18 protein-coding genes are annotated in these 19,662 nt (G+C 45.8%); 13 read left to right on the forward strand and 5 right to left on the reverse strand.

Going from position 1 to position 19,662, the window contains the following annotated elements; genetic code table 11:
- Positions 1-8 precede the first annotated feature (8 nt).
- Complete coding sequence (locus tag IPL83_09380; GenBank protein ID MBK9039356.1) at positions 9-1,421, reverse strand: hypothetical protein; 1,413 nt, start codon at positions 1,419-1,421, stop codon at positions 9-11.
- A 457-nt stretch (positions 1,422-1,878) separates the two neighbouring features.
- On the opposite strand from IPL83_09380, the gene IPL83_09385 reads away from it, so the two are divergent.
- The 5 genes from IPL83_09385 (at position 1,879) to IPL83_09405 (ending at position 7,335) form a co-directional block, all read left to right on the forward strand.
- Positions 1,879-3,231: a S8 family serine peptidase gene (locus IPL83_09385; protein ID MBK9039357.1), complete on the forward strand. Its 1,353-nt coding sequence runs from the start codon at positions 1,879-1,881 to the stop codon at positions 3,229-3,231.
- A 248-nt stretch (positions 3,232-3,479) separates the two neighbouring features.
- A complete protein-coding gene (locus IPL83_09390; protein MBK9039358.1) occupies positions 3,480-4,028 on the forward strand; it encodes a hypothetical protein in 549 nt (182 codons plus the stop codon).
- Positions 4,028-5,137, forward strand: coding sequence for a hypothetical protein (locus tag IPL83_09395; protein ID MBK9039359.1), 1,110 nt, complete (start codon positions 4,028-4,030; stop codon positions 5,135-5,137). The genes IPL83_09390 and IPL83_09395 overlap by 1 nt, the downstream gene beginning before the upstream one ends.
- Entirely contained in the window at positions 5,134-6,681 is a 1,548-nt protein-coding gene (locus tag IPL83_09400; GenBank protein MBK9039360.1) for a DUF1501 domain-containing protein, read from the forward strand. Before IPL83_09395 ends, IPL83_09400 begins: the two co-directional genes overlap by 4 nt.
- Positions 6,682-6,699: 18 nt before the next feature.
- Entirely contained in the window at positions 6,700-7,335 is a 636-nt protein-coding gene (locus IPL83_09405; GenBank protein ID MBK9039361.1) for a hypothetical protein, read from the forward strand.
- 51 nt (positions 7,336-7,386) lie between these two features.
- Here IPL83_09405 and IPL83_09410 read toward each other — a convergent pair whose 3' ends face one another.
- Positions 7,387-8,286 (reverse strand): hypothetical protein, encoded by a 900-nt coding sequence (locus IPL83_09410; protein MBK9039362.1) that lies wholly within the window; start codon positions 8,284-8,286, stop codon positions 7,387-7,389.
- 51 nt (positions 8,287-8,337) lie between these two features.
- On the opposite strand from IPL83_09410, the gene lnt reads away from it, so the two are divergent.
- Both lnt and IPL83_09420 read left to right on the forward strand, forming a co-directional pair.
- On the forward strand, positions 8,338-9,918 hold the full coding sequence (gene lnt, locus IPL83_09415) for an apolipoprotein N-acyltransferase (protein ID MBK9039363.1): 1,581 nt from the start codon (positions 8,338-8,340) through the stop codon (positions 9,916-9,918).
- The gene (locus tag IPL83_09420) at positions 9,896-12,226 is read left to right on the forward strand and encodes a Smr/MutS family protein (GenBank protein MBK9039364.1); all 2,331 of its coding nucleotides are present in this window, start codon (positions 9,896-9,898) and stop codon (positions 12,224-12,226) included. Before lnt ends, IPL83_09420 begins: the two co-directional genes overlap by 23 nt.
- Here IPL83_09420 and IPL83_09425 read toward each other — a convergent pair.
- On the reverse strand, positions 12,216-13,136 hold the full coding sequence (locus tag IPL83_09425) for a hypothetical protein (protein ID MBK9039365.1): 921 nt from the start codon (positions 13,134-13,136) through the stop codon (positions 12,216-12,218). The genes IPL83_09420 and IPL83_09425 overlap by 11 nt on opposite strands.
- A gap of 207 nt (positions 13,137-13,343) precedes the next feature.
- On the opposite strand from IPL83_09425, the gene IPL83_09430 reads away from it, so the two are divergent.
- Positions 13,344-14,168 carry a hypothetical protein gene (locus IPL83_09430; GenBank protein ID MBK9039366.1) on the forward strand — a complete coding sequence of 275 codons (825 nt, stop codon included), beginning with the start codon at positions 13,344-13,346 and terminating at the stop codon, positions 14,166-14,168.
- Positions 14,169-14,189: 21 nt separating this feature from the next.
- On the opposite strand, the gene IPL83_09435 is transcribed toward IPL83_09430, so the two are convergent.
- The gene (locus tag IPL83_09435; GenBank protein ID MBK9039367.1) at positions 14,190-15,089 is read right to left on the reverse strand and encodes a peptidase; all 900 of its coding nucleotides are present in this window, start codon (positions 15,087-15,089) and stop codon (positions 14,190-14,192) included.
- A 196-nt stretch (positions 15,090-15,285) separates the two neighbouring features.
- On the opposite strand from IPL83_09435, the gene IPL83_09440 reads away from it, so the two are divergent.
- Positions 15,286-15,600, forward strand: a complete 315-nt coding sequence (locus IPL83_09440) for a hypothetical protein (GenBank protein MBK9039368.1) — start codon at positions 15,286-15,288, stop codon at positions 15,598-15,600.
- Positions 15,601-15,769: 169 nt separating this feature from the next.
- Here IPL83_09440 and IPL83_09445 read toward each other — a convergent pair whose 3' ends face one another.
- Positions 15,770-15,964 (reverse strand): hypothetical protein, encoded by a 195-nt coding sequence (locus IPL83_09445; GenBank protein MBK9039369.1) that lies wholly within the window; start codon positions 15,962-15,964, stop codon positions 15,770-15,772.
- Positions 15,965-15,976: 12 nt separating this feature from the next.
- Between IPL83_09445 and IPL83_09450 the strand changes: the two genes are divergently transcribed.
- From IPL83_09450 to IPL83_09465, 4 genes are all read left to right on the forward strand, one after another.
- Positions 15,977-16,207, forward strand: coding sequence for a hypothetical protein (locus IPL83_09450; GenBank protein ID MBK9039370.1), 231 nt, complete (start codon positions 15,977-15,979; stop codon positions 16,205-16,207).
- Positions 16,208-16,487: 280 nt separating this feature from the next.
- A complete protein-coding gene (locus IPL83_09455; GenBank protein MBK9039371.1) occupies positions 16,488-17,429 on the forward strand; it encodes a hypothetical protein in 942 nt (313 codons plus the stop codon).
- Between the two features lie 264 nt (positions 17,430-17,693).
- Positions 17,694-19,172, forward strand: coding sequence for a hypothetical protein (locus IPL83_09460; protein ID MBK9039372.1), 1,479 nt, complete (start codon positions 17,694-17,696; stop codon positions 19,170-19,172).
- Positions 19,173-19,270: 98 nt separating this feature from the next.
- Positions 19,271-19,648 (forward strand): hypothetical protein, encoded by a 378-nt coding sequence (locus IPL83_09465; protein ID MBK9039373.1) that lies wholly within the window; start codon positions 19,271-19,273, stop codon positions 19,646-19,648.
- Positions 19,649-19,662: the final 14 nt, after the last annotated feature.

The raw sequence follows: 19,662 nt of genomic DNA on the forward strand, positions 1-19,662 counted from the left end.
CCTCTTCTCTACTGACCGAGACAGGTACCTTGAATGGCTATTCGCTCAAACAGCCACTTAAGATTGTATTTATTGTTCTCAAAGGCATCCGCCGTATCTGCAATGAGTTGACTCTCCTCAACCGTCGGATTCCGTTTGCAAACAGAAGAATAAACTTTATTTACCATGCAGCGACTAAAAGCACGTGAATTTGAAACCATTGTTCCAAAGGATTTTATGCCAGAACCCTGAATAGCACCTCTCCAGCCAAAGTATTTAAGATTCGATCCACGAACTGCCTGATTAACCCAAGACGTATCTTTTGTTTCGTATCCATCCGGGAACACCTCCGCATTTGCGTTGAGTTTATTTGAGACTCCGGTTGATGATCGCTTCATTTGATTTTCCCCGTTGCCTGCGGCAAGGATCTGTCCGAACTTAACTCTGTTATTCTCAAAATCCACCTGAGCAAAAGCACCCCTCAATGGATCCATTCCTGTATGACATCCCTTGCAAGTCGTTTGATATTTGACATTTGACCCACCTGGATAGCGATCCACATCTCTTCCGATTCTGGCATCAGAAGTTGAGGTGTCTGCCCACTGCTCGATAGGAATGCAGAGAAATTCTCGAAAAGTGAATTCAACCAAGCGCCGATTTGTTCCAGCAGTTGCGTGTGCGGCCAGCCAGCCACGAGAAGTTAGTATCCCTGCCGGGTCGGGATTGGCGACAGGCGTACCTTGAGGTCCAATCACCTGCTGCCCATCCACTCGTTGAATCACAGTTCCCAAAGATAGACCCAAGCGATCAATTGCTTCATAATGCAAGTTCGATAGTAACAGATCTCTAGCCACATCCTGCGGTACATTGGCAGCCAATGAAGCCTCAGCTTTATAGTAAAAATCCCCACTCAACAGAAGGCGCGCATCAAGCTGATCACGAGTCGCGCCAACCACTGTTGCAACAAAATCAGTCAGGGGAGCTCTGAGGGTCTCCTCCCTCGTAGACATGAGAGCAGCGAAGTCCCTGACTGTGATATCATAAAAACTCACTTCTTTAGTGATAAGAGCGGCGGCCTGACTGTCCATTTTGTTTAACAATAGATTTTCTACTTCGTCGAGAATCGGGTGGTCGATGGGAACCCGAACACCGGCCAACCGGTGATATAGTAAAGCTGCCTTGAGGCGGGTAGAGCTAATTGCTTCATTTGGCTTGGGAGTCACCTGTCCAAAGGATAGTCCGAATAGGCTCGAGGAGGCCAATTGAAAAAGTGAAGACAATGAAAGCTCGTTCTGGTTATTTGCGCTCTCCAAATCTCGAGCCTGGACTTGACAGCATATGAGGACCAAAGCAAAGGCAATGCAAACTGCCTTGAGATGGTTATTCCATCGATCTTTCTTTTTGCTATAAATTATCCATTTTGAGAGTCTGTTACCTTCCATGGCAAACCTCTTTCATCCCTAATATTTTTCTGACAAGAAGGAATTTTTCCCTCTTGTTGGTCTGTTCAACGACCTCAGATATGCGCCTTTTTTTAGTGCATATCTCAGACCACCCCCAATTCGAAAATATAGCGAAATGAAAGGAGAGTAGCTAGACAGTGAATAGAATTCATACAAAAGAGTCGTCGAATTTTAGAAAAACTCTGTCATTCTTTTAGGCATGTGTCGTGAATCATGAATCATGACTATTCTATCTGAATCCTCTAAGGACAGATCTGAGGTTCTGCTTAGAATCTCGACAGTTCTCAGACAAATAACCAATTTCCTAATCCGATCTGAAAATAATTAATCCATAAAATCAAGGAGTTAGTATCTTACCTCGACGGCACCAGCCTTGCTTTTACTTAAGTTAAGGAAATGAAATAAATCTATACCCGCATTTGGGAGAGAGCGCAAAATGACATCCAAATTCAAATATATGAGCGTCCTCACCCCGATTGTCGTACTCGTTTCAACCAGTCTTTACGTCCAATTTCGAGAGATCCAGCAGCTCGAAATGACAGATTCTCCGAGCAAATCAACCCAACGCCAAACTGAACTCGGAAATGGCGTTCAAAAAAAGGACCGAGGCTCAAAAACTGAGAAAAATCTCATGATGAATGATCAAGCCGTTGCGCAGAAGTGGGGAATTGACCTGACTCACGCAACCAAAGCCTGGGAAAAATTAAATGCCCGAGGCGAAGGGGTTGTAATTGCCGTAATTGATACGGGAATCGACACTCGGCATCCAGCTCTACAATCTAACTTGTGGGTGAATTCCGGTGAAATCGGTTTTGATTCGAAGGGAAGAAGTAAAGCTTCTAACGGAATTGATGACGATAAAAATGGCTACGCAGATGATGTCCATGGTTGGAATTTTGTTAGCAATACGCCCGATCTCACTGACAACCACGGCCACGGCACTCATATCGCCGGAATTATCGCAGGAGAGGGAAGAGACACTCAAAGCTTGTCTGGTGTGGCCCCTAAATCAAAAATAATGACCCTCAAATATTATGATCCCGGAGCTCCCGGATTAAACAATTTAAAAAATACCGTTCTCGCGATCAAGTATGCGATCGCGATGAAACAGAAAAATAATATTTCAAAATTGATAATTAACTACTCGGGTGGAGGATTAGAGCCTAGTTCCGAAGAGAAGGCAGCAGTGGAACTCGCTCAAAAAAATGGAATTCTATTTATTGCTGCGGCGGGAAACGAACGCTCAAATTCGGATCAAAAGCCCTATTTCCCTGCTGATTATGGTGTATCAAATATTATTTCTGTAACGGCTATTGACCGAGATCGCAATATTTTGCCTAGCAGTAACTTTGGCGCTCACAGCGTCGATCTTGCCGCTCCCGGAAATGATATCTATTCATCTCTACCAAATGGACAGTATGGCTTCATGACTGGAACATCTCAAGCGACCGCCTTTGTAACGGGAGTTGCAGCTCTGATTATGTCCTATAATCCTGACTTCAAGCCTGATCAAGTCCGTAAATATCTCACTCAAACTGGGGATCTTGATCCAAAACTTGAGGGTAAGACGATCTATCGTAAACGCCTAAACACCTACAATGCTCTTGTTACTCTCGATCAAGGCGTTGGTCTGACAGGAGTTATTGCTGAAAATTCTGTGAATATGAAGCCCTTCCAATTTTCCGCAGATCCACAGGCCCTCGAAGACGAAGTCAAAACAAAAAAGCCCAGCGAACAGTTTGTGATTTCCGGTCGAGCAATTATGCAAAAGATTATTAAATCAAATTAAGTTAAGTTATATTGATTTATTACCGTTTCATTCTGGCACAATCCAAAAAGAATTTCTGAACATCATTAGTTTCAAATTGAGACATTTCAAAAGAAAGCCATCTCATAAATCGATCTTCTTTTTGTCACTAGACGATTTCGTGCACATTCTTATTGCTGGAATACGCCTCTACGAGACCATTTTTGGCATGGTGGTTGCTTTTTATCTTATATAAATCAGCTCATTTTTTGGAAATGGTGAGTTAAGTGGTGAAATGGTACACACTCTTTTTGACTTCAATTTTGGTCCTGGGTTGCGGGAGGAATTTTCTTCCAAGATCTCCGCAATCAACAAATGAAGAAAATGGCCTCCAATTTGACCCTCCACTGTCACCAAAATCATTTCTGATTGGACGCGCAGATATACGTCTTATACCTTATAAATCAATTGAGTCAAAAATCAGATACTTGATCGCTGACCTTCCCCAATCCGCCTTACAGCCGATGAGAGCCATCAATTTTCAAATGAGTGATTATGATTTCTCCCAGGGAATCTCCCCCGAATCCTCCTGGGGAAGAACCAAAATGTCAGATTGGATGACTGCTCTGATGCCAATTTGTCAATCTGCCCAATTCCACCAGCAGTACACCTTCCCAACCCAAGCTATTGGCTTTATTGAACGGGCTTATGGCCGAAATAAAATGGCGACAGACGATCAACTCGTTACTGATGTCACAGCAATTGCAACCAATAACAACGAAAAAATCGAGCTCCTGTGCATCATCGTTCTGAGCTCAGCAGAATTTGTAGGTCAATAATGAGAATGATCAATCTGTTTATCTATTTTTTCTCCCTGTTTCCTCTCATAGCCGTTATTGAGTCTAAAGCTGAGGATTCCAAGGTATATCCGAGCGAGGCCATTGCCTTCTATTTGCGACAAGTATCCAGTACGATCATCGGAAGACCACTTAGCCTTGAAGAAAAAAAGCTCATTGAAGAAAAGCGAATTGAAGCAGTAGCAGAGATTCTTGACCAGTGGATGACCTCTGGTTTTTTCATAACTTCCGTTCGATCAATGCTTGAAACTCAATTGTCCGTCAGCGGGAAAGCGAATGGAATCAATTTTAATCTTCCCGGAAATCTAGCAGCCCATTTGGCTCAAAATAAACTGCCCTACTCATCTATTCTCACAGCCAACTATTGTATTGGAGATGATGGAAAGAAAACTCCCTGCGATACAGGGGCCCCTTATTCAGCAGGAGTACTGACAACCAAAGCCTATATGGTGAACGGACAAGGTCGATTTAATTTGCGACGAGCTCGAAAAATGCTCAAGCAGTTTGCTTGCAAACAGTATCCCTTGAATCGCACATTACAAATTCCGCTTCTAAAGCAAGATTTAATCACGATGTTTCAAGATGATCAAGCACCCAACACGGGAGATCAATTTGGAAACGGAACAGCTTGCTACAGTTGTCACTCACAGTTTGGTGCTCATACGCAATTTTACGTAAAGTTTGATTCGTTCGGAGTTTACCAAGCTTCCGCAACAGGAGAGCAGGATACAAGTCCTGGAGTCGAGGCTGGTCGCTCAAAAAACAATCTCTACACATCCCACCTCAATACATCTGCAAAATCGTCTGAGGAATCTCAAATGTTTGGCCACACGGTGAGAAATTTGGCTGAGGCGGCCAAGGTCATGACCGAAAGCCCTCTCTTTCTCCAATGTGGAATTCGCAACGTGCTTCAGTACTATTTGCGACTTTTGCAGAATGAAGCTGATGGCATAAATGAGGACCTCATTGAAACTATTCACCAAAAGATATTGATCGAATCCAAAGATCCGACCTTTCAACAGATAATAAAGCAGGCTCTCATTCATCCATTGGTCATTGAATCAGTACTTAAGGCAGGGAGAGACAAATGAAATTTCCTCCGTTTGAGCACATGGCTCCAAATGACCGTCGCAATTTTCTAAAAGCACTGGGAACTGTATTAGCGCTTCCCTTTACTCCAAAAGCGGTCCAGGAAGGTATTGCAGAAATTCTTTTCGGACCACTCTGTTATGCTCAAGCCTTTCCAGAAAACCAAGCGACCTATTTTGTCGAGATCAATCTTCGCGATCAATTTGATATTGGCCACGCAATTGTGCCACCAGGCATTGCCACACACCCAGGACTTAAACGAGGAAGTCTCGACAATCAAGTTGTTCTCTATGACAATCCCAGCAGCCTATTGAGCGCTGGGAATCGATTTTTCCTTACAACTGAAGGCCGACCCCTCCAGCCATATCTGGACAATATTGCTGTGATCGACACTTGCGAATTAGGGATTGGAGTCATTCACGGACATGAAGCCTCAAGCGCACTGCGCTCGCCAGGCCGCAGTTTTACTGCCGGAGCCAATCGAAGTCCCATGTTTAACTTAGACCCTGCTGATGGAGATGGCGGAAACCAACAGCATTACAGTGCTACTCCCACCCCCGCTGTCCTTCACAACTATTACCAAAAGCAACTCAACTCGCAAATCAAAAATGCGGTTGCATACAAGGGAGTGAGGCGACCCGATCACACGATCTACCATCATTCAGCAAATCTTGCCAACGCCCAACCTGATCGCTATCAATCAACGGCGACCTTCTTGGCAGCCTTTAGCGGTTTGACAAATACCACCGACACCATACTTTCAAAACACGGGACAACTATTGCGAGTCTACTAAAAAAAGTTGACGAAAATTTTCTCGCAAGTTTGAAATACGGAGAGTCGGCGAAGATCAATCATGGACAACAAATCACTGGTCTTGGAGTAGATCTCAAAAATCGCACGAATGTCACTCCGATAAATATTGCCTTATCGCCTGAAGAAATCAGTTTTTGGAGCACAGGAATCACTGATATTCCTCGGGCGAGTTATGGACCAAAAGCGCCTCTCTGGGAACAGACTGCCTATGCCACCAAGCTGATTCAGAACAATGTAGTAAAGACAATTGCGCTCGAATATTGCTACATAGATGTTCACGATGATCGCAATGAAACTATTTTGCGATCGCAAGCAACTCAGTTTGCGTTTCCACTGGCACGAATGATTCAACAACTTAAGGCAGCCGGAAAATTTGATCAAACCGTGATCGCTATTTATACAACAGACGGTAGCAGATCTCCAGCTAGCGAATCTTATGGCACCAACAGTAAAAACAGCGTCATTCTCGCTGGCGGTCGCATTCGAGGTGGTTATTACGGCGACGTAAAGGTCGCCGGTGATCTTGGAAACGGGCATCAATTTAGCTATCACAAACCAAATGAAGCAAATGGCGTTGCGTTGGCCGCTGGCGACACCGCTGGTGGAGGGCGCACTTCCGGAGCTAGTGTTTGGAAAACAGTTGCTAAGGCACTTGGTATTTCTTCATCGCTTTATAACAGCTACACAGACGTGCAAAGCGCTCCAAGTTTGGATTTTCTACTTCGTACCTAAAGTCAGGGGGAAGACCCGGTGCAAAGGGCAAGATTAGTTTTATTTTTTTTGGGATGGATCGTTCTGAATATTTTTGTGTCCTGTGATGCCCATCATGAGGCACAACAGCTCAAACTAACGAAAGAACAACTCCAGGCGAAATCAATATCGATCCTTCAAAAGGAATGCGGAGCCTGCCATGAGCGGGGATCTTCTTTTAGCAGTTTTCAGAGTATCTCGAGCATTGAAGAAATGGAGCAACTGGCATTTCTTGTTCCTGGAAAGCCGGCAGAGTCGCCCCTCTTCACATCAATCACGACTGGGTATATGCCACCAGGCTCAAGATTATTCAATGAGGATCAAAAAACACTGCAGTTGTGGATCGAATCACTGGCAGGAGATGATCCCAATCCCTCCTATGATCCCACAAAAAATTTTGGCAAATTTTATGTTGGTGTTATTGAAGCCTATCAGTGTCTCAAATGTCACGCTCAAGGGGCAAAAACAGATCTTCATAGTTACAAAAGTACATCCAATTACATCGTTCCTCTGGCTCCCGAATTCAGCCAACTCTACGTGACACTAAAAACTCCTGATAGCGCCGATCACACGATCTCCAAAGCAGATTTGGATACCATTGGGCAATGGATTCTGGATGGAGCCTTATTTCTCTAAGCGAAAAACCGAAAAATAGACTGCCAATTCGAGTCATACAAATGATCATTCTCATCTTTTAGCAAAGGCCAAAGTAAAGAAAATGAGAGCGACCCCCACCCCAACCATATTTCTCCATGGCTCTAAAAATAAACCAACAATGATAAGGATCACACTTAAAAGAATGATAAAATTGGAGAGATTCCAGGAATACCTATTAAGAACTGGCTTTTTTCCCACCCTGATTGCCGCGGCCGACAACTGACTGAGAGCGAGAATTTGAGTTCGCATTTTGTTTGCAGTCTCATCTCCTGAATAGGCAGCCAGTATTTTTCCGTATTGCCGAGAGGCATAAACCAGATTTCTCTCGCCCTGGCAGAGACGGATGAATTTCTGGTGGCATTCCTGGTCATCGTACTTGTCAATCAGAGTCGCCCAATAAGCTCGGAGTTCCTTTGAGGCCGGAAAACCCTGCTCTTCCTCATCACGAAGTTTCTGAAAAGCTAAAAACTTCTGGACCAATATCCCACAATGGGGGCATTCTTCAATTCCGCGAATGATTGGCGCCTTGCATTTGGGGCAAGGATCAGTAGATAACTCGGGGTTTTTGTTCGCTGGCTTACCAACAAATGAAGGTCCCAGGTTTTTTTCAGCTGGAACTTTGGGATCCCCAGCCTCCTTTAAATCATGACGTGGCGCATTTATTTGCGTCTCGGGTGGAGGTTTCAATCCTTTTTCCTGCCACTCGAGACGATTCCCAATAATCTCATCCGCCTGTCCCAGCGATTCTGGAAAGGCCATCCAGAACTTGGTTTTGCAATGTATGCACTGAAACTTTGGCTTTGAATTCATGATCTCTTCCGGGTCAATTGCGTAGAGCTTTAAGCATTCCGGACACCGAATTTTTATGGGACTGTAGACACCTGGAGGCTGTGGTATATTTTCTGGAGATGATGGATAAAGGTTTTCCAACTGACGACCCCTTCCCTTTGGTGTAGATCTATACCTATGATTGGAAATATTATGGAAAAAATCAAATCATCACTGATTTTTTTTCGCCTTCCCCTTTTAAGTGGTTTCCTTATCGGAACGAGCTATATCCCCTTTCCTCCCTGGGCCTCGCTCTTTGGCCTCGTTCCTCTCTGGTACTTCTGGTGGCAAAATCCCAGACCTCGAGTCGCTTTTTGGGGTGGTTGCGTAACTTCGTTTGTCTTTACTTTGATTGGTTTCCACTGGGTTGCCCATACCTTCCATGAGTTTGGCCATATACCTTGGATATTATCCCTCTTAATCCTTCTGCTTTTTTGTTTTTTGGGCCACCTCCATTTCGCCCTCGCTGGATGCTTGTGGGCCTTTATCATCGGCACTCGCCGCTCACGAGTCTCTGAGAGGTACATCCTTCTGCTTCTTCCCGTATTGACAGTTCTTTGTGAACACTACTATCCAATGATTTTTTCTTGGAATTTCGGCTACACTTGGCTTTATTCTCGACTTCCACTCTTTCACACAGCAGAATGGATCGGTTTTTCAGGCCTGAGCGCCTGGGTTATATTCACCAATTTGGCCTTCTTCGTTGCAGTTCTTCGTCTCAAATCAGCTCGGGTCTGGTGGCCCCCCATTGGCGTAGCAGTGGGACTCTTTTGCGTCATGATTTTGGTCGGACTTGCCTTGGAAAAGCGGTTGCCGGCACCCGACAAGAAAATCGGAATACTGACGGTTCAGGCCAACATTGGAAATCTCGAAAAACAGTACGCTGAAAGGGGTTGGGGGTTCCGTGACCATATCATCGACCGCTACACACAACTCAGCCTTAAGGGGCTCGCCGCTTATCCTCGGGAGGAAATTGATTTTGCATTGTGGCCGGAAACGGCCTTCCCCGACCAAATCGTGGCAAGAACACTTCATAGCGGCCACTCTGCTCGACTCACCGATTTTTTGAGAAACAATTCACTTGCCTTGGTAACCGGGGCCTACAGCGAAGATCTTATTCAAAGAAAGCCCACCAATTCGCTTTTCTCATTTTCGGCAAGTGGCAACCTCACCAATCCCCCTTACCACAAAACCTTGCTATTGGCTTTCGGAGAATACACTCCCTTCGGAGACATATTCCCGGCTCTCAAGCGAGCTCTCCCTCAAGTCTCAGATTTTGCACGTGGATCGGGCCCCACTTTGCTTGAACAAAATGGAGTGCACCTGGGAGCCCAAATCTGTTACGAGGGGCTTTTTCCAGAATTCACTCAGGGGCTGGCCAATCTCGGGGCCCAAATAATTATCAATGTCACAAATGATTCTTGGTATGGAAAATCCTCTCAACCTCACCAACATCTCTATATGACGCTGGCTCGTGCCATCGAATTTCGACGTCCGATCGTCCGATCGACTAACACGGGCTTTACCACTGTCGCCCAGGCGAATGGTGAAATCATGGAGACCTCCCCCCTTCATCAAGAATGGTTTCACCTATTTCGAATCCCTTATCGCGAATTTCCTTCTGCGACCTTTTTTCAGACAACAGGTATCTATCTGATTCCCACGATAATCTGGATACTTTTTTTTATTTCACTCGGAGGAATTTTTTACTGTGTCCGATTTAGAAACCATTGATTGGCAAGGTATCGTTGAGCGACTGGCAAAATTGGCTACTTCGGAAGCAGGACGGTCAGACTTGTGTCGAACGAGTCCCTTGGCCAGCCCAGCTTCAGCCCAAGAAAGCTTTCAAGTGATCAGTGAAGTTCAAAATATCATTGAGCAAGGGCAACGTCCCTTTATGGAGAGCCTTGACCTGTATGCAACCTGGTTTCCCCGTCTCAAAAAAAATGCCACATTGAAAACTTTGGAACTGAAGGACGTCAGGCATTTTTGCATAGAAGCCATCGCCCTCAAGGAAATTCTTGAACCATTTCATGGTTCTTGGGTCTCCCAAAAAAAGAACGAATTATTTGATGCTGAAAAACCCCTTTCGGCTATTGATCAAATCATGACACCTGACGGAGATATTAAAACTGAAGCAAGCGAAGAGCTAGCGAGGCTCTACCGCGAAAAAAATCAACTCAGTCAAGAGATCCAAAATCTGTTGGACAGACTCGTCAAGCAGCACGAACTTGAGGGAATCCTCCAGGATCGTTACGTGACAACCCGCGAGGGCCGCTGGGTCCTACCCATCCGAAGTGGTATGCAAGGACGCTTTGAGGGAATAATTCACGCTTCCAGCCAAAGTAAACAAACTGTATTTATGGAGCCCAAAGAAGTTGTCGCTCAAAACAATCGCATTCGCGAACTGGAAGTCGCAATAGAAGACGAGATTGAGAGGCTTTTGAGAAATCTCACTGATCTGCTTGCCAGCCTCGCTCCAACAATTGATCAAACAAAAGTCGTCATGGCTGAGTCCGATGTGAGATTCGCGCAAGCCCATTTTGCGAATCAAATGCATGCTTCGGCTCCGCAATTTTCAGAGAATTCCATTGAACTGATTGAAATTCGACATCCTATGCTCGTTCTCAATAACGAAAAGGTTGTCGCCAACTCAGTTCGCCTCAACCAAGCGGAACGAATTTTACTCCTCTCGGGGCCCAATGCCGGCGGAAAAACTGTGCTTCTCAAGGCCATAGGTCTGGCAGCTCACATGGCTCGGTGCGGATTATTGATCTGTGCTGAACAGGGCTCTAAGCTCCCGTTTTTTACCAAGGTCAATATTGCGGTTGGAGACTCCCAAAGCGTTGATTCTCATCTGAGCACTTTTGCCGCCCACCTCAATATATTAAATGCTGCGACTCAAGCTCATGGCTTCAGCCATCTTCTCCTGATTGATGAAATCTGTGGATCGACTGACCCCGAAGAAGGATCTGCACTTGCCCGCTCCTTTATCGAAACTTACTGCAAAAACTCTGTCTTTGCAGTGATCACATCTCACCTAGGTCCTTTGAAAACGGGTTGGACTGAAGCCAGCGGTGTCATTCACGGAAGTCTTGAATATGACAGCTCTACCAGCCAACCCACCTACCAGCTCATTATTGGTATTCCCGGCCAATCACTCGCCATTCAAACGGCCCGACGAGTGGGAGTGAGTGAAGTGATTATCGAACGAGCCTTGCAGTGCCTAAGCCCGGAGAGAAAAGCTTTTCAGCAGCAACTGGAAAATCTTGAATCCGCAAACACTGAAATTGAAAGAATAAAAAAGCGGCTCCAGGATGAGTTTCGAGAAGCTCAGAAGTCAAAATCGAAGTACGAATCTCTCGTTCAGAAATTTCAGAGGGATCGAGATTCGATGCTAAGCCAGGCCCTCAAGAGGGCCGAACAAAAAGTGGAAAGAATGATTGAGGTTGCACAAATCGATCAGACTTTTAAAAAACATGAGTCGCTTCAAAAAATAAAGAGCCACCTCCCCAATGTCATTAAAGCCACGGCAAATTCAACCTCGGTCCAACGAATCGAGAGTCCTGAAGAATTCTCCCGCAGGTTTCCTCCCGGAAGTCGAGTTTTTGTACAAAGTGTAGGTCGGGATGCAGTTATTCAGGGTGCTCCAAACGCAAAAGGGGAAGTTCCAATTCTTTCAAATTCGATGCGTTTGATGGTGCCCTGGCAATCACTTCACATCCCTCAGCAAGCTCAGAATCCAACCGCCGATGTCATCAGAAAGACTGCCAAGTTCTCCTATTCCCCCAAAGATGGAGACCGCGTTGTAGACCTACGCGGGCTGACGGTCGAAGAGGCTCTCAACCAACTTGAGCTTCAATTGGATACAGCTGCCCTAAATAAAGAAGAAAGGGTGAAACTCGTTCATGGCCACGGCACGGACACTTTAAAAAGAGCTATTCGTAGCTATCTTTCTCGAAGCGTCTACATCAAAAAATGGAGCGCAGGAACTCAGAATTTGGGAGGCGATGGAGTCACTTGGGCAGAACTCAACGACTAGATCCGCTGGTTAAAAACTGAGGACTGAATTTCTCAGGACTGCAAGGCTCGCTTTTTATTTTAAATCCCTGCACCACAATCGGAGGATCCATAATTTGACCAACCATGCAGGAAAATACTCTCAAAAAGTTATGTCCCACGAGCATGGCCTCTTTGTTGGCGACGCGCATAGCAACGACGGTGCCCTGATCGATTGAAAAAAGCAATCGACCGGATATCTCATTCTGAAATTTAACCTCTTTCAATTTTTCATTTATTATTGCAACTTCGCCCGATATTTCAAGTTCAGCACAACGGCCTTTTCCGCATTGATGCAGACCCTTAAAAATGAGAGTCAAGTCCGCTCTCAGCGGCACTCCGTTTTTCATGCTGATCCACTCGTGCTGCATCGTCCAAGTATCACCAATGAGAACGGCCTCCTGAGGCAATGGAACAGGAGGAACAAAAAAGACGCTGGTAGGAGGATAAGGACCCGCCTGTAAAACCTCTCCCGATTCTTTGAGTTTGATCTCAATTAATTCGTTCAGTTCGGGAAATGCTAAATCATGCAAATCAACCTGGCCATCCTTCTCAATCGTCTCTGCATCGAAAGCAATCACCCCGTCTGCTTGACTCTTGAAACGAGACTCCACCGTAAACGAGACAGCCTCTTCCTTGCGCCGAATGATCTGACCATCTTCATGAGTCTCAGCAGTTGAGGCAGAGTAGTACCAAGACTTCTCTTTTCGTCCCGCTGCGCCCTTTAACCTGAGAAGAAGGGGTTGTTTCTCTTCAAGACCCCGAGGACCTTCACTCGTCGTATCGCTATCCTCCACAGAACTACTGCGAGGAAGGTTTGCGCAGCCAGCAAAAATCGTCACGCAACTGACCAGAACTGCTGCAGAAGGAAAGAAAGACAATCGATTACACACGTTTATGCTCCTAAGGATGAGGCCAAACAGAGGATATTCTGGCGATCGAAAGGGGTCAATCTGATTAGAAAACTGTGTGTCTCAATATGAGACAGATAGTTTGATTCTAAGTAATTGAAATTATGAACTTATTTTAACTTTTGAGATGGCATCGACATTGCTTTTGTAATGTTTTGAAAGACGAATGATTGAACTGAGGAGATAGAAATGCCTACGACGAACCAGAAGTCCCAGGAACAAAAGAGATCCTATTTGAACTCCCCTCAAATGGCTCTACTGGCTTCACTCCTTGCGCTATTCAGCACAGCTTGTGGCCCATCTAAATCAGCCCTACCTACATCCAGCACCACTCAAGGAAGCCGACTGCCAAGCACTCCGCCCACCAACGGCAACGACGCTGTGGCCGACTGCAATGGAGCTACAAACGCCTCTCTTGAAATGGAATTCCAATTGAGCTCCTACTATATTCCAGGAACCGGCCAAGCCTCTATGGACTTGATTCGATTGAATTTCAGCCAAATTCCCGGTAAAATTATTACCTCTGACACCCACTACATTCAGTTTTATCGATGGTATGAAGATACCCCCGGGCAAAGAGTTCTCAACTCAGCACCTGTTAAATTCTATTTCCAAAGTAGAACCACTGGAAAGCTGATCAATAGCGATGATCCTCAGGACAAAATATCCAAGGCCATCATTCAAAATATGATCGTTATGGAGAAGGACAGAGGGGGAGCCGCAGGAGTCTCGCTCAACAATTTCTTTCAGGCTTATGTTATTCTTCTCACTGCTATGGACATTCAATTTGATGCAATGACAACAGCCCTTTATAACACAGATAAGGGAACCGCTGCCATTGGCTGGCAGGATGCGCTCATCCCAGGATTTCATTCCAATCCGAATACTTATGCCGCATCTCACGCAGCTCCTAGCTTACAACAGCTCCACCCGAACTGGGCCTCCCGGCAGTCCAATCTGTCCGAGCAAGTTTATTTCAATAACACAGAAAAATTCTGCCAGAAGTTTCTATAGAAATTAATAGGGTTGCCCGCCTTAGTGGCTTGATTCCTGAACGACTTCTTCAGCCTGCAAATTCTCTCCATGACGATATCGATCCACCAAGGTGCGATCTCGCGTTGGAAATGAAAACAGAAGGGCATGGCTATTGGAAGGTCCGTCCTCTATGGTCACGACGATATACCATAGGTCTGACTTGCCCCCTTCATCGGGATACTCCTTGATAAAATTGACAAGCAAATTTCCTGTTGAATCCGCAGAACGCCAGATTTCATCAGCTTCTTCAACTGTATTTTCACGCAAATGGGCAAAAAGGACAAATTCACTTTCCCTTATGTCCTTATCTACACGCAACTTCTGCATCGCCTCATAAAGACCCTTCGCCAGATCGTCATTCTCAGAGAGCGCATCTCCCTCCAGGGCGCCCATCGGTATATTTTGTAAAGACCGATCGTAGACCAATTCTCCCCTGCAGTATTTTTCCACCAAATCAATGTCCTGCGATGGAAAATGCAAGTAAACAAAACTCGGTATATTGTTGGTGACGTAACATATGGCCACATGAAATAAAAGCTCCTCATTTTTTTCAGCAGGGCCTCTCTTGCTGGCATGAGAACCTTTTATTGGTTCTGAGAACTCCCTAATATAGATCATGAGGGTCTTTCCGGAGATTGTTTTGCTGTCTTCCCAGACCTCATCGGGGGCTTCTAAAGTCAGGCTCAGGTTCTTTTCATAAGAAGAAAAATCGCCTTCAGATATGTCGCGAGCGGGTTTCCGTAACTTAAAAAACTCGGTCTCAAGAAACATGATCTCGCGGTGGAAGTGGTTATAGAGTTCATCCTCGGAACCAAATACCAAGCCCTGCTCCTCATCTATAACAATCTTGGTTGCCGCCAGATCGGCACTAGCTGAACTCTGCCGACTGTGTTTGGACATGACACACCTTCCTCTCGCTGATCACTGAACTGCCTCACAATGAAACAGTCCCTTTTATACTCTACCCCCCCGGGTGCCCACTTACTATTTTATGGTTCCCGACAATACATGTCAAATTCCCTGGTTTTCTCTTGCAAGGTATCGCGAAAACGAATGAAATCCAGATGAGAATCAACCACGGGAAGGTTGGCTTCCTATGCTTCCAGAAGAGACATCATTGGACGAAATTGAGACATTATTAAACCAGTCTGTATGCGGTATTCACGCGCTTTTTGATCATCAGCGCATTGCCGAAATCATGAAAAAACCCACCGAAAATCTAGATTTTTTCCGTTTCTCTAACCTTGAAAAGATTCAAACGCTGTTTTCGCGGTTTGCCGTTTGCCAAACATTTTTGGAGAGACAGCAATTTCTATTGCATCTGCCCACGGAGGACTACGAGACCTTCGTCCGGATTTACTTCCATATTCTCGAAAACACCGTCCTCGCTAGATCCACCTTTCGTCACTAGCCCTTAACCTTTATAAACTGGCCTGCTTGATTGTTGTTCCAAACTCCAAAGGTCCCTGGCTGAACCAAATCTCAGGGGTTCAGGATCTTCAGACATGCGTCCGGCAGCAGCGCTCCCTTTGTGAGCACTGCACCAAGCCGAACTCGATCCTGAACCCCTGAGATTTGGTTCAGCCAGCTCCACTTGTCTTGGACACAACAAATTCAACGAAGGCTTGCGGGCCAGCCGCTGTATTAATGTCGGATGGACGCCAAATCAAGAGACGAATCTCTGAACTTCTCTCCTGGGGAGTCTCACAAAGGAGGGTAGCTAAAATCTTAAAATCAGTCGCACCACCGTCGCCCTGACGAAAGAGGCCCTGCAAGAGAGGAGCTCTATGTGGATTTTCACAATCACCAGATCATCTCACAGTGAAAGCTTCGAAAAGAAAGATCTAAACCTTTATACAGCGGCTGGCCCGCAAGCCTTCGGTGAATTTGTTGTTTCCAAGACACAAGGAACCTGGCTGAACCAAATCTCAGGGGTTCAGGATCGAGTTCGGCTTGGTGCAGTGCTCACAAAGGGAGCGCTGCTGCCGGACGCATGTCTGAAGATCCTGAACCCCTGAGATTTGGTTCAGCCAGGGACCTTTGGAGTTTGGAACAACAATCAAGCAGGCCAGTTTAAATTCTGTAAAGAATCCTCACTCGTTTAGATCGCTAACACCTCTTCAGACTCTTGCTTGGGAGACTGCCCAGCGGACCCGCACGGGGTGATAGGTTCAGTGATGGCTCTATTTGCAAAGCAAGGATGATTCGATCGTTTTTTTGACTCTTCGATGCTAGGCCCAAATGTTGCAAAATAGGCACGACAGTTCCCTTAGTTTTTTAAAATCAATGAGGATTTTTATGAACTTATTTTCCCCGTTTGTTGTCGCGGCTTCTTTGTCCGTTTTCTTGAGCCTTCCCTCCCAAGCCAAGGCAAATACGGGCCCAAAGCCCACTTGTCGTACCACCCTCGCCCCCTCTTCTCGCAAGAGTCCCATTGCCGCTGCACTTGAGAAGCCTCCCGAAGGCTCGGCTGCTCAAGCCCTCTCAGCCCTTAGTGCAATCAAAGACGAAATTTCACAACGGCAAGCCAATGAAACGGCGACTGAGCTAGATACCAAAGAATATGAAAGCGCGCTTGCCCATCTGAACGAAATGACTCTTCAGCTTGAACAGACGGTTCGAGATGAAAATGCAGGCGAAGACATCCCTGCTACCGCCTATTTTATTTTCGGTCAGGCAGCAATCGAAAAGGTCCTTAGTTTAGCTTTAACCGAACAGATCAAGAGAAATCCACTTGTAATTAAAGTACCTCAGCCCTTCGGCGTTTCATTGTTAGCCCTCTTGGGAATATGGACTGCTCAGGGAGAGCAAATACTGGGCAAAATAAGCCAGTATATTGATTTCCAAGGCTTCGTAAATGATGGACTCACAATGATATCCTCAGCCCCAGTAGATCTTTCCATGCAGGGATCTGCAACGGTTTTGGTATCGAGCTACGCAGTAGCAGCCACAGTCCATTTTTTCTATAAGTTCTTTCGCAAAAAACCAGCAGCGAAAGGTGATAAAAGTGATGTCGTACAAAATCAGGAAAACATAACAGATCGCAATCATAGTTTTGAAATTTCACGCCACACTTCACTGACGGCCATAACAACGGATACGGCACAAAGTATTCCTGGATTAGATCTTTGGACTGTCACAAGCAGTGACCCCTTAAATCCCAAGGCTGAGCCTGAGCAACTCGATATTGTTCTTTTCTCAAAAGAGGGACAGCCGGCTCTCATTGTCATTAGAAAATAGCAAATCCCCTCCTCTCGGGTCTCCTAAAAACCGGAGAGGGCTCTTCTCGGAGCCAAAATTTGGCTCCTTCTAAAGAAGTTTAGAAATTTCTCCTCGATCTTCATTCGTGCAGATCGATCATTTAAAATTTCTAATCCCCTCAAAAGACTCGAGAAATCCCGATCTGCCCAATAAAATCGCTCGTCGGCACTGGCCTTGAAGAAAGTTCTCTTTGATTGCTTTGGAGTTGCCTGAAATAGGAAGACCCAAAACCAGGAAAAATAGATGAGAGTCTTAACAAAGAGAGAATTCAAAGTGCCCTTTAATAAATACAGTTTTCATGATTCATACAGTCTTCAAAAATTTTGGACAAGTCTTGTGTCAATTCGCCTTCGAGAGCGCCCATCAGCCCATCCGATTGCTTCTTGGAGATTGATCCCCTCACTCCTTCTCACGTGCTCAATGACACTGAACCTTTCTCCGGGCCTTCCGCTCAATGCCACCTTCAGTTATTTCGGTGCACCTGCCTCTGCTGAAGATCAGATCGGCGAGCGCACTACTTTTGATGTTGATCTCGAATCCCTGACTGGCGTCTCAACTGAAACTCCCGTGGAAATCCCAACAGCCATAACGGCCGATACAGAACTTCAAATCGACTTGGGAAAAGGCAATCAAATCAGACTCACTGGTCCCGAGTCCTTTTTGAATGATCCCCAACATCCCCTGCGTCAACTGGATCCTGCCACGCAAGAGAGATTTCTTGCACGAAGAGCCGCTTTCCTCCCAAGAATGGCTGCCTTTTTGGCAAGTGCAAAGGGTGGATTTGGTCTCTACAGCCTCAGTAAAAAAATCATCACCTACGTTCGACCAACTGTTAAATCAAGCGTCGAATCCAACGGGTCTCAGAATTTTCAATCTGGGGAATCTTCCGAACAGGTTCTCACTCAAGCCCTCACTGAATCCAGTGGAAAAACTCAAAAGAGAGCAAAGCTACTTAAAATTGTTGACGCCCTTTTGTTTATGGATCCCGGAACATTTGCTAACGCTCATACCGTTGGCTTAAGAATTGTTATAGGTGCCATTGCTCTTGGTGGACTCGGTTTGAACGGCGGAGGAATGATCGTCAAAGCTGCCGAAAAGATCCCATCAAAATTGGGGGGCCGGTATGTTCAGGCTGCGCTCTCCTCTGGCATTGCCCAAAGGATCATGAGCGCCGACATCGGATTTGGAGGGCAAAGAGGAGTTGCGATCAATTTTGGTTATAACTTTAAAAAAGGAAGTTTTGTCGCACAGGCCTTCCCATGGCGCGAGAGCTATCAAAAAACCCTGGGTGTCGCCGGGTATCTGGGTTTTAATCTCCGCGTTGGTGGTTTTTTTGATGCAACTTCAGATCGTCAAGCTCGAGGGGAATACGTCCTTGTACCACCTGGTCCGGGTTTTATGTCAAAAGGAGAGCACTTCTTCTCCGCAGGGCTTAATCTTCCTTTTGCTGTGCCGGGATTTTTTCCTCTATCAGAGATAATGGGCTACCGAGCCTCTGCCCAAGTTGGTGGATCGCTTGGAATTCGAGAGAATATTGCTGTTTCCAGAATAACTCCCTTTTTCGCAAGGTTAATACCCGGAATTGGATGGGGAGCTCAGGATGTTGAGAATTTTAGAAGGGAGATCTCCTCCTATTCAGGGCAACTGGCCAAAAAAGGGCGGGCGGCAGGAATACGCGTGTGTCAAAAACTCCTCGCTTCACGCAGAAGCAATGCTCCTTGATTTCGCGATCTTATCCACTTCCAAACAAATCAACCAAGACCCAGGAGTATTGAGATCGCCGAACTAAATAATTACTGCGACCAACCGATAAGCCTTAGGTGAAGGACCTAGCCTCGAACCTCTTGATTGCATTTACTTTCATCATCACGTCGCAGACTTCCTCGCAGGCCTGGGGAGAATATCGCGCCTTTGAACTTCGTATTTATCGTCCCGAAGATGGAACTGAACGACTGATTCGCACAAGTTTTGATCACATACAATATCCCACCTATTATCCCCTCCGCCAAGGCGAGTTGATTGAAGTCAAGAACTCTTGGCGTTGCTGGGGAAATACGGGAAATTTCAAACCCATTTGTCCAAATCGCCAAGAACTCGAGGACAAGAAGGATTCCACTCCTGATCCTCGTGGCAACTCCATCGAAGATAGCTCAAGCTCACAACCAAAGACCAGTTCCATCCCGCCAGCCTCCGCGTGATTGCACAAAAGAAG

This window comes from Bdellovibrionales bacterium, assembly GCA_016716765.1.
Classification (GTDB): Bacteria; Bdellovibrionota; Bdellovibrionia; order Bdellovibrionales; family UBA1609; genus JADJVA01.